General features: G+C 36.5%; 13 protein-coding genes, 2 tRNA genes and 1 pseudogene. 5 read left to right on the forward strand and 11 right to left on the reverse strand.

The annotated features are described in order from the left end of the window. Positions 1-18 precede the first annotated feature (18 nt). The 4 genes from CSP5_RS03390 to CSP5_RS03405 all read right to left on the reverse strand — a co-directional run bounded on the left by CSP5_RS03390 (position 19) and on the right by CSP5_RS03405 (position 2,782). Positions 19-1,113 carry a M24 family metallopeptidase gene (locus CSP5_RS03390; protein WP_021789562.1) on the reverse strand — a complete coding sequence of 365 codons (1,095 nt, stop codon included), beginning with the start codon at positions 1,111-1,113 and terminating at the stop codon, positions 19-21. Positions 1,114-1,143: 30 nt separating this feature from the next. Continuing rightward, entirely contained in the window at positions 1,144-1,725 is a 582-nt protein-coding gene (locus CSP5_RS03395; RefSeq protein ID WP_021789563.1) for a hypothetical protein, read from the reverse strand. A 268-nt stretch (positions 1,726-1,993) separates the two neighbouring features. Beyond that, positions 1,994-2,066, reverse strand: a tRNA-Gly gene (locus CSP5_RS03400). A 47-nt stretch (positions 2,067-2,113) separates the two neighbouring features. Beyond that, on the reverse strand, positions 2,114-2,782 hold the full coding sequence (locus tag CSP5_RS03405; RefSeq protein ID WP_021789564.1) for a ribosome biogenesis protein: 669 nt from the start codon (positions 2,780-2,782) through the stop codon (positions 2,114-2,116). Positions 2,783-2,881: 99 nt separating this feature from the next. Here CSP5_RS03405 and CSP5_RS03410 point away from each other — a divergent pair. Continuing rightward, a tRNA-His gene (locus tag CSP5_RS03410) sits at positions 2,882-2,953 on the forward strand. A 689-nt stretch (positions 2,954-3,642) separates the two neighbouring features. On the opposite strand, the gene CSP5_RS03415 is transcribed toward CSP5_RS03410, so the two are convergent. The 4 genes and pseudogenes from CSP5_RS03415 to tnpA form a co-directional block, all read right to left on the reverse strand. Further along, positions 3,643-4,404: a sulfite exporter TauE/SafE family protein gene (locus tag CSP5_RS03415; protein WP_021789565.1), complete on the reverse strand. Its 762-nt coding sequence runs from the start codon at positions 4,402-4,404 to the stop codon at positions 3,643-3,645. A 5-nt stretch (positions 4,405-4,409) separates the two neighbouring features. Next, positions 4,410-5,654 (reverse strand): MFS transporter, encoded by a 1,245-nt coding sequence (locus CSP5_RS03420; protein WP_021789566.1) that lies wholly within the window; start codon positions 5,652-5,654, stop codon positions 4,410-4,412. A 245-nt stretch (positions 5,655-5,899) separates the two neighbouring features. Next, complete coding sequence (locus CSP5_RS03425; RefSeq protein ID WP_148689636.1) at positions 5,900-6,271, reverse strand: winged helix-turn-helix transcriptional regulator; 372 nt, start codon at positions 6,269-6,271, stop codon at positions 5,900-5,902. 738 nt (positions 6,272-7,009) lie between these two features. Further along, positions 7,010-7,436 (reverse strand): annotated as a pseudogene (tnpA, locus tag CSP5_RS03430) (IS200/IS605 family transposase). A 330-nt stretch (positions 7,437-7,766) separates the two neighbouring features. Between tnpA and CSP5_RS03435 the strand changes: the two are divergent. The 3 genes from CSP5_RS03435 (at position 7,767) to CSP5_RS03445 (ending at position 9,834) form a co-directional block, all read left to right on the forward strand. Continuing rightward, positions 7,767-9,077 carry an MFS transporter gene (locus tag CSP5_RS03435; RefSeq protein ID WP_241869832.1) on the forward strand — a complete coding sequence of 437 codons (1,311 nt, stop codon included), beginning with the start codon at positions 7,767-7,769 and terminating at the stop codon, positions 9,075-9,077. 131 nt (positions 9,078-9,208) lie between these two features. Further along, positions 9,209-9,586 carry a 30S ribosomal protein S8e gene (locus CSP5_RS03440; RefSeq protein WP_021788775.1) on the forward strand — a complete coding sequence of 126 codons (378 nt, stop codon included), beginning with the start codon at positions 9,209-9,211 and terminating at the stop codon, positions 9,584-9,586. After that, positions 9,583-9,834, forward strand: a complete 252-nt coding sequence (locus tag CSP5_RS03445) for a signal recognition particle subunit SRP19/SEC65 family protein (RefSeq protein ID WP_021788776.1) — start codon at positions 9,583-9,585, stop codon at positions 9,832-9,834. The genes CSP5_RS03440 and CSP5_RS03445 overlap by 4 nt, the downstream gene beginning before the upstream one ends. A 1-nt stretch (position 9,835) precedes the next feature. On the opposite strand, the gene CSP5_RS03450 is transcribed toward CSP5_RS03445, so the two are convergent. The 3 genes from CSP5_RS03450 to CSP5_RS03460 all read right to left on the reverse strand — a co-directional run bounded on the left by CSP5_RS03450 (position 9,836) and on the right by CSP5_RS03460 (position 13,594). Continuing rightward, positions 9,836-10,822 carry a hypothetical protein gene (locus tag CSP5_RS03450; RefSeq protein WP_148689637.1) on the reverse strand — a complete coding sequence of 329 codons (987 nt, stop codon included), beginning with the start codon at positions 10,820-10,822 and terminating at the stop codon, positions 9,836-9,838. A 145-nt stretch (positions 10,823-10,967) separates the two neighbouring features. Beyond that, positions 10,968-12,518, reverse strand: a complete 1,551-nt coding sequence (locus CSP5_RS03455) for a gamma-glutamyltransferase family protein (RefSeq protein ID WP_148689638.1) — start codon at positions 12,516-12,518, stop codon at positions 10,968-10,970. Beyond that, positions 12,515-13,594 carry an aminopeptidase P family protein gene (locus CSP5_RS03460; RefSeq protein ID WP_148689639.1) on the reverse strand — a complete coding sequence of 360 codons (1,080 nt, stop codon included), beginning with the start codon at positions 13,592-13,594 and terminating at the stop codon, positions 12,515-12,517. The genes CSP5_RS03455 and CSP5_RS03460 overlap by 4 nt, the downstream gene beginning before the upstream one ends. Positions 13,595-13,980: 386 nt before the next feature. Here CSP5_RS03460 and CSP5_RS03465 point away from each other — a divergent pair, with 386 nt between their 5' ends. Beyond that, a complete protein-coding gene (locus tag CSP5_RS03465; protein ID WP_021788780.1) occupies positions 13,981-14,223 on the forward strand; it encodes a hypothetical protein in 243 nt (80 codons plus the stop codon). Positions 14,224-14,524 lie beyond the last annotated feature (301 nt).

Consider the following 14,524-nt stretch of genomic DNA (forward strand, 5'->3'; position numbering starts at 1 on the left):
GTTTTATCTATCATTTCTTCATAAAATTACGCATTCTCTTGACATTGAGTTGAACGCAACACATTTGCTTCCATTAAAGTAATTTGTATCTTCAATTCTGACACCTCCCAGATTCTCAATGTACACTCCAGGTTCTATTGTAAAAACAGAATTTTTCAGAACTCTGTAATTATTTTTTGGAATTAAGTATGGCTCCTCATGTACTTCCAGTCCTAGCCCATGACCCAGTCTATGTATAAAGTATTTCCCGTAACCCTTACTTTCAATTATGTTTCTTGCGTTGCTATCCATTGCAGCATATGTTGTATCCTCTCCTATCATATTTCTCGTATCTTCATTAGCCTGCTTAACAGTTTCATATACGTCAAGCATCTTTTCACCAGGATCACCAAGGAAGAAAGTTCTGGTGCTGTCAGAAGCATAACCTTCATATTTCCCACCATAATCTATAACCACTGAGTCTCCCAGTTTTGCTTTTGTATTATCCGGAGAATGATGAGGCATTGCAGCATTTTTTCCAAAAGATACAATTGTAGAAAAGGCAACTCTAGACAGTCCTTGATTGAAAAATTCATTTTCGAGTATCCTTGAGAACTGGATTTCCGTTATTCCAGGAATAAGTTTTTCCAGGGATGCTTCAAGAGATTTTTCAGACCGTTTGACTGCCTCTCCTATAGCCATCAATTCATGCTCATCCTTCCTGATCCTCAGCTCTGTAAGTATATCATCCTTTAATTGTAACTCTTTCTTTAGAACCCTGTTCATCTCGTATAAATGAAAGAACTGGAGTCCTCCTTCAACTGCAATATTCTTAAATCTGCTTAACAGCTCACCGGTCATATTATAGGGATTATCATCATCGTTCCATGATAATATATTTCTTATAGGGGTTTCTTCAATTATCTGTTCCTTCATTAAAGAAGGACAGACGACTGTAAAATTGTCAGCATCTACAATCAGGAGAGTCAGTCTCTCCATTGATTCAGCTTCCATTCCCGTGAAGTAGGTGAAATTTGCACCCGGAGGAATTAGAAAAGCCTCAACTGAAGCCTCATCCATTTTCCTTCTTAGCTTTTCAATTCTGTTCTTAAAAGTAAAATTATCCAGTTTCATAATGTGATATAATTAACCAGATATTAGCAATTATGTAATATAAGAAGTGGCATCAGAGTCAAAATTATTTACAATCTTCATTTTACTTCCGTCTCCACTGGGTAAGAGAAGAAGGCTGGGATAAAGGTGCCACAGGTCAGAGGCTCCAATTCTAGCTGCAATATGATCCTCTCCAAAGGTCATCTTTGTTACAAAAGCTGTCATTCTCCTTGCTTCCATCTCATCAACATATCCAACAGAGTGAATGTATTCATGTGCTAGAACCGTGAAGAGGAATGAATTAAATTCTTTTGTTGTGTGAGTGGCTGAACGCATATACCCAACTATAGTTTCATTGAGAACTATATAATTTCCTCCAAGTTGCCAGTAGGCACCTATGGTGTTTGGGAGGTTTGATAGGGCTAACCCCAAACCAGTTCGTTCCTTCCCTAGAATATTCTTTACGCTTTTCTTAACAAGTTTGAATATCCTGTTATAATCGGTTCTTTCAGATTCAAGTATTTGGTCACCGAAAGTGCTTATATGTGGAAACTTATCTTCATTGAATGAGAAACTAAAGTCTGAGTGGTTACGTTCTCCAATATTGGTTACTTCATCAGATAAAAATAACATTTTAGATCACAGCAGTTCCATATTTATTGAATATTTATTGATTACGATTATTTTGTAAAGATTAAATCTATCTTATTCTTAATTTAATTAATGTTTATATCAAAATCAATGTAATATATAAAGACGGTACTTGGATAATTTTTTTATTAATAAGATGTGTATTGAAAATTATAGAAAATGATACGGGGTAACTTTATTGATGGTTACGAAACAACAGAAAATGTATTAAAAACTAATAACAACTTGTCGCATCACACTTTTACACTTATGCGGGTGCCGGGATTTGAACCCGAGGCACGAGCTTGGCAAGCTCGCGTGTTACCAGGCTACACCACACCCGCTTCGAACCCTTATAGTTAGAATAGTAATAAATTTTAGGTTTAATGATCTATCTGATTCCCTCCAATGTTTCCATACTGGAAAGTATTTCCCAGCCTACTGTCCATATGGTCAGTTCATCGTCAAATATGGAAATTGGGTTCAATTTCTTGTATACCGGACTTACAAAATCACCCTCAGAGAAACCTCCTATAAATACGCTGAAATCGGTTTTCCTAGTGAATAGATTGCTTGGTTTTATTTTTGCACCCTTCGGAGAAAGTAATATGCTGTCGTAACTATCATGGATAATAGAATCCCATTTTCCCTTTTCAACGTTCATTAGGATTTTTCCATCTGGTGACTCTACTTTTCCATTCCTCAATAATTTCTCCATCAAACCAATGAATCTATTATAAGACTTAGGAATTCTGGTTTCCCTATTTATTCTGATGATCTCATCATTTTTAGTATGAATTATAGTTTCCAGATAGCCCAATCTGTTTAGAATGGAATCCTGAGTCACGTTCAACAGGTGATAAAATATGTCTGGCCTTCCCACTCTATTAGATTTTCCCGGAAAAGCTCTATCTATTGCACCATGCATATAATTGGAATCAAGAATCATATCTTCTGGTCTTTTGTTTCTAGTATTAGCAATCTTTCTGATCTGATAATCGTCACACATCTCCTCAGGTACGAGTTCCAGTTCTGAGTCAATAATGTTAAGTTGAAGCATAAGTACCCATATGATTACATTTTAAATATGTCTTTTCTGCATTTTAGATGGAATCGCTGGGAATGATTAAAATATCTTAAAGAATTACAGTGTCACATGGCCGGGTTGGGGTAGGGGATATCCTTGGGGACTGTGGATCCCCGGACCCGGGTTCAATTCCCGGACCCGGCCCTTTCTTAGTAGTCTGGTGTGTTTCCGGGATTTATAAAAGTAAATTAAGACATGCTATTATAAAGAGAAAGATGTGAGCATTCACAGGGATAATAAGATTAAAAAGAGAGAGGTTTTGATTGCAATAAAAGGTTGCCTCATCGAATCATATTGAATAATTTATGTTATTTCGTCATTTCCTTCCTCATGGATTAAAGGAGACTTTTCCTACGTCACACTTTCAGACAATAGCTGACGCGTAATCTCAATAAATTTTGATCAAATAAAAGCATTGATAAATAATCGCATAGGTTCTATAATGGAATTAAGATTCCTATTCCTCGAATGCTTTTCACTATCCTCTGTCCATGACATTATAATGATGGAGTGAAGATATTTTAGTTTCTTCTAGTACAAGCATAAACGCATTTTCGAGAACCAGGGTAAAATGCCCAGATCATGGATCAAAGATTGCAAATGTCCTCTGAGAAAAGCGGAATCCAGTTTACACAGATGGATCTAAATTCTGGCATATTAGTTAGAGACAACGAATGCTGGATTAATTCAGTTTAACTCTTCGGAGTTGATATATTCCATTCATTAGAAGAGAATAAGACATTTTATAGATGAAAATGTGACACAGATATTCAATGCGTATTGAGGTACCTTTTAATCGTTTTTTGGTGAGATCAGGAAATGAATAATTTAAACTATATATTTGAAACTATCTTGATGGTTTCCAGAAGTGCAACAATTATGAAAACTGTCCCGAGGAAATAATAAATAGTCTTGTCTTTCATTCCAAGAGCTCTTTTGGCAAAATAAAGTCCAGAAACCAGTGATACCAGACCTATAATTATCCCTCCAATTAGATCAATATCATTGATTATGAAATAAACGGCAGTTCCACTTAATGCCGAGACAAACATGGACAGTGTAGCGGTCCCCACCATGGTTTTCGCATCCAGTGAATAAAGGAGCATCATAACAGCGATAAACATTATGCCACCACTTGTTCCGAGTGTGCCAGTCATAATCCCTATTGGTAAACTGATTAGAAACCCGAGGTAGTTCGGATGGGAAATATCACGATGTCTGATCTTTAACCCCTTTTTTGCCCGTTGGAATGACTGCTCCGCCATTATCAATGCAACTACAGTAAAGATTATCTCAAGTGGTGTGTCACTTATGAAAAGAGCAACATGCGCACCAATTTGTGCACCTATTAATGCTCCCCCTCCGAGAATTAGTCCTATGCGCCACTCAATCTTTTTTCCCTTTGTATAAATATACACTACCGAGGCAGTTGTGATTACATCAATAAACAGACTCGTACCTACTGCAATATGAAAGGAATATCCGAGGAATGTCATGCTAGGAACAACAATTATAACCCCACTTGCACCAGTTATTCCAGTGAGTATACCTGTTATTATCCCTATAAGGGCAAAAACCCCAATGCTTTCTATCATCTTATTCACCTTTTTCCTGAAGCCATAATGATTGAATCTGGGCTTTTCCTCAACTTCAACATGCTTATTATTCCTATAAGCGGTCCAAGACTCAACAATGAAAATGCATATCTCCACCCAACAATAGGGATTATATAACCAATAAGGTTAATTGACCCAACAGTCAGGAGAAATCCGACAGCCATCTGGAAGGTAAGTGCACTACCAACATATTCACTGGGGGCAAGCTCTGTTACGGCAGTTGAAAACTGTGCTGAATCTGATATTACAGTTATCCCCCAAATAAATGCAACCGCAAAGGTAATGATCGGAATATCACCAAATGTAATTCCAATTATCACTGCACACAATCCGCTTATGAGCATTGAGCCTGCTGTCTCAGCAGTTCTTCCAATTTTATCTGCAATATGCCCCCCAATGACAGCACCTATTATTCCAGCAACTCCTATAGATACGAAGGAGGCAATCGTGGAATATTCTAATAGGGATTGACCAGTGAAATAATCATTCCAACTGAGATACAAAAAGGTCGGTAACCATGTCCACATGGCATAAAGTTCCCACATATGACCAAAATATCCGACATTATCATACATCAATGACCTGTTTTTTATAATTTTTGAAACACTACTCAATTTAAACTTTTGTGTTCTGATACTTATTGGCGCATCATGAAATGTTATGATTGAAATTATTGCCGCGATAAATGCTAAACCCGAGCTTATCATAATCAGTGTGTTCCATGTTCCTGCAAAAGCTAGGCCTACGACAAATTCTGGAAGCGCCGATCCGAGTGTCAGTCCACCTATTAAAATGCCTATGGCCAATCCTCTTCTCTTCGGGAACCATAAGGATATAAACTGTACTGCAACCGGATATATTCCCGCGAGGAACATGCCCGTGAGGAATCGAAGTATAAATCCAAGTATAACTATGTGCACTTCGAATACAAAGAGCAAATTAAAAACCGATGCCAGAACCGCAGATGCTGGAAATAAAAAACGAGGATTTACTCTGTCCTGTATTCCGAATATTGCGCTTAACATTGCCCCAACAACGAATCCTATCTGAACAGATGCTGTAATCCAGGGCACCTGAAAAGGAGAAAGTTTCATAACGGTAGCAAGAGTACTCGACACTGCCGAGGCGCTAAACCATAGACTCATTGCAAGAACTTCCGCGATAGTTACCCAGATCAGTATTCCTCCATGTTTGGTTATGTGTTTTTTCATTTTATCCAATCTTGACATTTTGTTAAATGTCGGTAAAAGGGATTAGTAGAAAATATTCTTAGCGGCCTTCTTTTGCTAAACTTCAAACGAGTTATTAGTGGTTCGGATTGAAGAATTTGTCTATTTTTTCTTAAATTAGTCATATACGTCTAAATGTGAATTATTAAAGGACTAATAAATGGGATAGAACGAAATTCTGAACCTAGTTTAACAAATTAAATTAGCACAGGTAAATAATTCCTCATAATAGATTTAACCTATCGTTATAAGTTTGCGTAACAATTGTACTCAATCCATTTAAACAACGGAATGAGATTTTCTCTAAGTTCATTCCCGCTACTTGTTAGTGAATATTTAACAGAAACGGGACGTGAATTCATGACCTTTCTCTTAATAATGCCCGTATATTCCATTTCCTTGAGTCTCATTGAAAGAAGATTTGATCGGGGACAGCCTACTGACTTCTTTATGTCATTAAAACTCATCTCAGTATTATTTCCAAGAATCCCAATAATCAACAATGTATATTTCTTACCAAGAATCTTGAGTACTTCCTCAGACTTTGTTATACAGATTGTTTCACCATTATGCATTATGATGACATTGTTATGGTTCGACATTTGAATTTCTCCCACATGCCATCATGATAGTATACTTCATAAGGTTTGAGAATTCTGAACAATGCCGAAAAATTCTCGAACATAACAATAATACCATAAAAATTGATTAAGCGTGAAGAGTTGGAAAGTACCAGAGCATATCTTCTTCACGCCATGAAGTTCTCAGTGAAAAAAACAGCACAATAAATGAATCAGTTTCTTTAATAATGGAATATAGAAATTAGAAAGCTCCAATTTTAAATTACTTACTTGGCAATATCTCCTTGAAAAGTTTATTCATACTAGAGAATTTGTTAAATCATGTGGCCTATAGCATAATATTTATAATTTTTTAACCTCAATTAACATCTTTATCGTATAAGTTCTTGATTCAGGAGATTAAGTTGTATTACGGTCAACACCAATGTAAGTTTCAGATTTTATTATAGTATTCTCTGGAACATTCATGGGAATTTATGTAAAATCCCTGTCAAACTCGATCTGGTGTAAATTCTCAATATCATTCCGAACTGATAATTTATGGCAAAGTAAGAGATGGTACAGTTATTATCATGTCTTCACGATTGAGCTTGATCCCCTGTGCCGATATGATCGGCTTTACGCTTTTAACTTTCCTAACATTTTCGCTTCTTAAGCATTTCCTTAAAATTTAGTTGGATATCACTTAACTCAAATCAAATTGTTTGACATCTCTTGATTAGAAGGGTCCTGTGATTTATGATAAACTGTACTATCTGTGTTTCCTTGCTAAGCTCAAAGGCCAATCCTTTCCATGACGGGCATTATATACCAATATGGTACATTACTCTGGTCCTCTATAGATTTCCTGACAATTTCAAGCGGCAAGGCCATAACAGTTGATATAAACTTGGAATGTGTCCGCAGTGCTGGAAGTTTTCTCTTCAAAGGAAGAAATTTGTTCATAGGTCGAAAGAGATATATCCATTTGTCCTGCTAATCATATGAAATATACCTATCTTCGGATTAACATCAAATAGAAGATTCACATGATCTCAGACGACCTCCATTTCAGGTATTTTATATCTGTAATCATCTTGTTTTTCAAGAATAAGCCGCTTCAGCTTTTCATTAACTGGCGTATTTAAAGCACTTCGTCTGTAGATAGGCAGAATAACACACAATATTGGCAACTGTATGATGTGTGCAGGTCATCTATTATGCATTAGAAAAATAACAAACCATATAACATATTAAAACACTTAAAAGAAAACTAGAACATTTGGCCTATAATAAATAGATAAACTCCTAGTTTAATAATATAAAGCATCTATGACGGTATATTAACCGTAGTTGTGTTAAACAAAATAAGCGTTGGAGAGTGAAATTTAGGAACCAACTCCAACCTCCAAATTATGATAAATGCATTACATTCCAATTTCATTTGATAGATATTAATTTTATTATAACTATTTCTAAAACTGATGTTTGGATTATTAAGGAAACAGAAATCAGACGATATTGTAAAATATTATTTTACAATATACCAAAATTGGAAAAAATAGATTTTGAAAATGTGGTTCTATCTAAGAGGATTTGGGTCATAACAATCCTCTCTTCAATGGGTGTCTTTATGGATGGATATGCGCTTTCTATATTCTCCAGTGCATATATTTATCTTAAATACAGTTTCTTAAGTGTTTCTATAATTACATCCATAGCAGCATCTTCCATCTATATAGGAATGTTTGTTGGAAGTATAGTATTAGGAAGATTATCAGACCTGCTAGGTAGAAAGAGAATTTATGTGTATGATTTACTCATCACAGCGATTTTTCTCATACTTACGGGTATTTCTCACAATTTCATAGAATTTGTGGCGTTCCAAATTCTGGCAGGATTGGGGATAGGTGCAGACTATCCTATTAGCTCATCTATTCAAGCCGAATTTTCACCAAAGAAAACTAGGGGGAAACTGTTAGTTTTCAACATATTCTCATGGACATTTGGTTCTATTGCATTCTATTTAATTTCAATACCCATCGTTATGTTTTTTGGAGATGTTTCATGGAGAATTATGTACATTACCGGTGCCGTAATTCCATTAATTGTAATCATCTCCAGAAGAAATATACCAGAAAGTCCCTACTGGTTAATGCTGAACAGGTCTGAAGAAGAGGCAGAGACTGTAGTTAATGAAGTTAAGTCAGTGAACACTAAGGAGATAGTTTCACCTCCATCTGTACAAAGGGGGGAGCCAGAAATGAGGGGGAAGAATGGTGTATACCGGCTGATCCTTTTCACATCCGTAGCGTGGTTCTGCTATGACGTGGCAAGTTATGGTGTCTGGAATTATACACCTTCCCTTTTTATTCAGGAAGGTTCGTCTTACGTAGCAACAATTCTCTCAACACTGCTTGAAGAGATTCCAGTTTTCGCTGGTACAATTGTGTGTCTTCTAGCAATTGATAAGGTAGGAAGAAAAAAACTGGAATCTGCGGGATTTCTTCTCGCCGGAATTTCACTTATTGTCTTTGGCGTCATATCATTCCACTCAGTGCTTCCATTCTTTATGATATTCTCAGCATTTGCTTTAATGCATTTCTTCCACAACACAGGGCCAACAAATATAACCTATCTATATCCAGCAGAAATATTTCCAACTAGGATCAGAGGAACAGCCATGGGAGTTTCAACTGCTGCTTCACGATTGGGAGCCATACTTGGAGTGTTTGCCTTTCCAATCCTTATAAGTGGATTGAACATAACCTATGGTCTTCTTTTCTTTGCTATCTTCGAGATAATTGGCTTTGGTTTTACAGTGGTTCTGGCTCCAGAAACCAGAGGTAAATCGCTATCCTGAGCCAATACTACTTGAATCATATCTCGTTTAACAAACACTTTCTAGTAATTTGGCTCTTGAAGCCCGTTTATACCAAATTTAAATAGAAAAACTTTAAAACCTTTTAGCTATGTGGAAAAAAAGGTGAAACATTGGGTCGATTTCAGGGTAGATCATCTAAAAAATTTACAGGTGGAAGATACAAACAATACAGAGCAAAGAGAAGATCGGAGATAGGTAGGGAACCTACATTTACGAGAGTGAATCCAACTCAGAGGAAAGTTCTCAGGATAAGAGGAGGCAATCTTAAGGCAGCTTTGTTGAATGATAATTTTGCAAACGTGTATGATTCAAAACAGAAGAAAACAACAAAATCACAAATCAAAACTGTTAAAGCGAATCCAGCAAACCCACACTATGTACAGAGAAACCTAATGAACAAAGGAACTATTATAGTAACAGAATTAGGCGAAGCAAGGATTACTTCAAGACCAGGACAGGACGGAGTTATTAACGCTGTTCTTCTATGAAAGTAACTTTATATTCCCAATATTTTAACCCAAAAAATAGTAGAAGGCTGGGTAGGAAGATACCCTTAGAAGCAGCCAAGAAGTTCTCTGATCAAAAATTGCAGGATATCCTTAAAACACTTCGTATAGATTATGAAATAAAGGAGGGCTATTATCCAAGGGTACCCTATGAAAAATGCAATATATACAATATTGAGAGTAACCTCAAGAAAGGAACCGTTATAAAGATGATAGAAAGAAAGCTATAATCTATTTTTTTGCCTTTTTCTTCATTTTGTAGTAGGTTAGTGGATGAGTCATAAATTCTTTATGACATAGTTCGTCATTATCCCAGTAGCACAGGTGATTTGACCTAAGTGTAACACATTTTGGTGGGGAATACTTTGTTCCGGATATCTCTCCAATTATGTGTCTAACCTGATATTCAGTAACTTTCTTGCTGAAATCAGGAACTGTTCCAAATGATTCTATTATTCCCTGTTCATTCATTCCTATATTGTTCAGAAATGAAACAACAGTGAACCTTGCAAGATGTGGCAGGTTAACACCCCCTTTGATATCATTTAGAAAATGTATAATGCATGGTGGGAAGCAAGATGAATCAACACCTCCAAGATCAGTGGATTTACTTTGTTCCTTGAGAATGGACCTTATTTCTTCTATTCTATCACTAAATGGTAGAAATAACTCTCTTGCCCTATCTGGGTCTATAGCTGAGGTTTCTTCTCTAAGCTGAACGGCAAAATACTCTCTCAGCATCTTTATAACTGCATTTTTCCCTATTATTACGTCGCCTCCATAGAAGGACTGAAAGGTTAGCCTGTACTCAAATCCTGAGATCCTCGAACAGTATTTCGTGAACTCAAATATTGGTACCTTAAATTGATTGATCTCTCTATCGTATGTAATAGATATACCAAATTCAGCTGATTTTAACTCTATCTCACTATTTTCCATTGAATCTAGATAATGCTCATATGATTCCCTGCATGAATTTATGAACCTGTTGGAAAATACTGGATAATTAATGGACTTCATTACGAACGGCAGAAGTAATTTCCATTCATTGTACTTATTCCATTCCAGTCCTCTGATCTTAAAATTCTTCGATTTTAACTGTTCATCAATGTTATCTAAAATCCTGAATACTATGTCAACATACTCTTCATTCCGGTCGTTAAACTCATTGATCATCCCATTTACTTCGTTATATGGAATGTTTTCAGGGTCTAACATAAATACACTTAAGTTAAAAATGGAATTTAATCTTATTGAAAAAGGAATATCATATCTGGTAATGAAAGCTTATATTTTATTTTGATTTTTTTGAATAAATCTAGTTTCCGGTAAATATGATCAATGTTAAGATGGTCTTTTTCATTTAAAATAATGGGGAAAGTGCAAAACCGTCGCCTCTAGGATCTGCGCCGCCAAACAAAACACCGTTTTCTCCCCGCTTTATTATCTGACAATGTCCATGTGAACTATCAAGAAAACTGGTTTGTCTTATCCTCTTGAAATATTTTGACAGATCATAATTGAACGATGCACCTTCTTCAAATATTAGCAGATCTGGGTCTTCATATATATTTGCAGGTATATTTATTCTGGGAAGGTCAATTGCCTCCTGAGGTGTCATCCCTAAGTCTATCAATTCATGGATCTTGTTTACGTGAACCTGGGGCTGGATATCTCCACCCATAGTGCCAATAGAATATTCAAATTCGCCATTTCTTTCGACCATACCAGCACAGAGTGTGTGAAAAGTTCTCTTTTCAGGTTCAAGGTAATTATGGTGTGCAGGATCAAGTGAAAAATAGGACCCTCTATTCTGCAAGGAAAATCCTGTACCCTCAGGAACAACAGTAGATCCAAATCCAGTGTAATTACTTTGTATAATTGATATTGCATCTCCATCTGTGTTTGCTATGGTGAAGTAGGTAGTATCTCCATCCTTACCCGATGCAGATTTTCCACTCTCTGAACTATCAACCACTTTCCAGTAAAATGCTTCATCAAGATAATTGGAAGGAAGTGGCATTCTATCCGGGTCTCCAATGAATGTTCTCCTGAATTTATTTGCAATGAGGTGGCTTTTCATTATTTTTTCTTCATACGAAAGATCATCATCTTTCATGAATCTTAGAGAATTAAGGTTAAAATTTACCGTAGCTCCCTGACTGTTTGGAGGTAATTCGTAAATAATCCTATCTTCATAGAACGATTTGAGTGGATCCTGAACCTTAGGTTTATGTTTGGAAAGATCGGTTTCATCTATTACAACCTCACTTTTCTGAAACGCCTTTGAAAGCTTATCCGCAAAATTTCCTTTGTAAAAAGAATCCAGCCCATCATTGGATAGCGATTCAATAGTTGAGGCAAGATCTTCCTGAAAGAATACATCACCTTGCAGTGGGGGAAGTCCATTGCTGGAAAAGGTATCCCTGAAATTCCTATCTCTGGTTCTCCTGAGGGTCAATTCAATTGATCTTGCATAATTATGTGTTACAGGAAATCCTTCTCTGGCTATCTTAATGGCATATTTGAGTAAATCCTTTGTATCCATTGAAGAATGCCTTTCAAGTTCTTGCCATAGACCCACCAGTCCTGGTACAGTAATTGCTGCCAAAGGACCCATATATGGTATGGATTTCATGCCCTTTTTTCCATACATCTCAGCATTAATATTTCTAGATGATTTTCCGCTGCTGTTAATTGAAACGATTTTTCCATTCATTCTCAGCAATGCAAATCCATCCCCTCCAAGGCCACAAAGGTTATTCTGTGTCACTGCAAGAACAGCACTGGTTGCTATGGCAGCATCAGCAATATTACCCCCGTCTTCAAGGACTTTAACACCTGTCCTTGAGGCATAAATACTTGACGTGGAAACCATTGCATTAAGAGACATTACATCTGGTCTAGTTCTCATAACTCCTTCAGTTCCTTTGTTGCTCCGTGTGAGATTACCTCACAACCATCTTTCTTCACTATTACATCATCTTCTATTCTTACACCCAGTTTTCCCGGAAGATAAATGCCAGGTTCGTTGGTTATGGCCATATTCTCCTTTAGCGGGAAGTCAAGATTATACGAAAGTGCGCTATGATCATGGACATCTAGACCTATTCCATGACCAAGGGAATGTATGAAGCGTCCTTTGTATTTTGTAGAATCAATGACATTTCTTGCCTTTATATCCACATCCTTACCGTTGGCACCCTCTCTAATTAGTTTCATGGATTCAGATTGAGCTCTATAAACAATGTCATAAACCTCTTTCAGTTCTTCTGAGGCTCTCCCAAAACATACTGTTCTGGTCACATCAGAGCAATAGTCATTGTATAGTGCTCCATAATCTATCAGCACTCCATCGCCTTTTTTCAATTTCCTCAACCCAGGCGAATAATGGGGTTGCGATGCATTTTCTCCAAAGGCTACAATTGTGGAAAAAGAAGGCCCATCTGCACCATTTTTCATCATTTCATACACAACCTTTGAGGCTACTTCCTTTTCTGTCATCCCTTCTTTTAGGGAGAGATGGACCGCCTCTATTGAATCGCTGGCTATCTTTGCAGCCTCTTTCAGGAATTCAATTTCTTCTTTATCCTTTATTATTCTGGCTTCCTTAATTGAAACTGACACATCTACAAAATCCTTATCTGGAATGATCCTGAGCAGATTCTTATAATTTTCAAGCGATAAGGATGCATAGTTTAGTCCAACTGTGTTGTATTTCTTGAGACTATCTCTCATCATGGTTTCATATTCCTGACGGGATTTAAAAATCTTTACCTCAAGCCCCGTTCTTTTCGCTGTTTCTTCTTCAAGAATGGAAGTATAAATTGTTGAACCATCAGGTCTTGCAACTATGAAAGATCCCTCAAAAACTCCTCCAGGTGCCCTCGTTATATACTGGAATGTCTTATCGAGTGAATTTTCTCCACCATTTATAATCAAAATGGCTTCGCTTTCTCTGGCAAAATTAAAAATATCCTTTACAGCCATAATCTAACATTCCTCACTAATATTTATAATGTTCTCAGAGGTCGTGAATGGCTTTGTCAGTCATTATCTGCTTAACTCTACTCAATTTACTTAACTAAGAAAAATATAGTTCTCTGAGTAAATGGTAACCAGGAATAAAATCACACTCTTTCAGCCAGCCTGCAAGCGTGCACAGTTATTTTTGTATAGATGTCATGAAAAAAGTTCTTTTTGCCACCTTGTCATGTGATGTTAGGGGAGAGTCGGAGAGGCAGTATAAAAATAACTTGACCCATGAAGTCGCAACTTAGATTTGCTCCCCTTCGCCTCCTCATATTACAATGAAACAAAGGTGAATAGAAGACTGTCGAGTTATCTCCCTTCTTAAACAGTCACCAATCACGGAAATGATCAGAATACTGATAGGAATGGATGTACATGAATGTAACATATACATAACTGAAATGGAACATAATGCAAATGTGAATGAACAGTATGAAATTAGAAATGATGAATCTTCATGGGGTGATTTCAGGGAAATATATCTGTCAAAGTATCCTGAAATATCACTTGAAGTATCCACATCTGGAAAATATGTTGCAGGAAAAGTGAGAGATATGGGGTTTTCAATTCATCTTGCATATCCTTAAAAGATATTACTCATATTCAATACAGGAAAAAACAACCACATAATAAATCATTGAATGAATTTTCATAACAAATCCATATTCAAGGAAATCAAAAAAAGATACCCGTCTTTAGTATATTGACCCCCTGGGTTCTCACCCCTGCTAAGTCTAACTAAAACATGAAGAATGGAGAAATGTGGAGCATGTACAGAATTCAGGAGTAAGATTTGCTTTAATCAGTGACCACCCAGTAATATTGCAAAGAGCATTGTTTTTAAAAACAATGCGATTCATCATATTCGGAGTCACAAAAGAGCAATGC

The organism is Cuniculiplasma divulgatum (assembly GCF_900083515.1).
Classification (GTDB): Archaea; Thermoplasmatota; Thermoplasmata; order Thermoplasmatales; family Thermoplasmataceae; genus Cuniculiplasma; species Cuniculiplasma divulgatum.

What these genes read in the sequence shown, in the direction of transcription:
- CSP5_RS03405 (WP_021789564.1), bottom strand. Translation starts at nt 2,782, where the DNA reads ATGCTTCAACTTAACATTATTGACTCAGAACTGGAACTCGTACCTGAG.
- CSP5_RS03465 (WP_021788780.1), top strand. Translation starts at nt 13,981, where the DNA reads ATGATCAGAATACTGATAGGAATGGATGTACATGAATGTAACATATAC.
- CSP5_RS03420 (WP_021789566.1), bottom strand. Translation starts at nt 5,654, where the DNA reads ATGTCAAGATTGGATAAAATGAAAAAACACATAACCAAACATGGAGGA.
- CSP5_RS03455 (WP_148689638.1), bottom strand. Translation starts at nt 12,518, where the DNA reads ATGAGAACTAGACCAGATGTAATGTCTCTTAATGCAATGGTTTCCACG.
- CSP5_RS03390 (WP_021789562.1), bottom strand. Translation starts at nt 1,113, where the DNA reads ATGAAACTGGATAATTTTACTTTTAAGAACAGAATTGAAAAGCTAAGA.
- CSP5_RS03450 (WP_148689637.1), bottom strand. Translation starts at nt 10,822, where the DNA reads ATGTTAGACCCTGAAAACATTCCATATAACGAAGTAAATGGGATGATC.
- CSP5_RS03460 (WP_148689639.1), bottom strand. Translation starts at nt 13,594, where the DNA reads ATGGCTGTAAAGGATATTTTTAATTTTGCCAGAGAAAGCGAAGCCATT.
- CSP5_RS03395 (WP_021789563.1), bottom strand. Translation starts at nt 1,725, where the DNA reads ATGTTATTTTTATCTGATGAAGTAACCAATATTGGAGAACGTAACCAC.
- CSP5_RS03415 (WP_021789565.1), bottom strand. Translation starts at nt 4,404, where the DNA reads ATGATAGAAAGCATTGGGGTTTTTGCCCTTATAGGGATAATAACAGGT.
- CSP5_RS03445 (WP_021788776.1), top strand. Translation starts at nt 9,583, where the DNA reads ATGAAAGTAACTTTATATTCCCAATATTTTAACCCAAAAAATAGTAGA.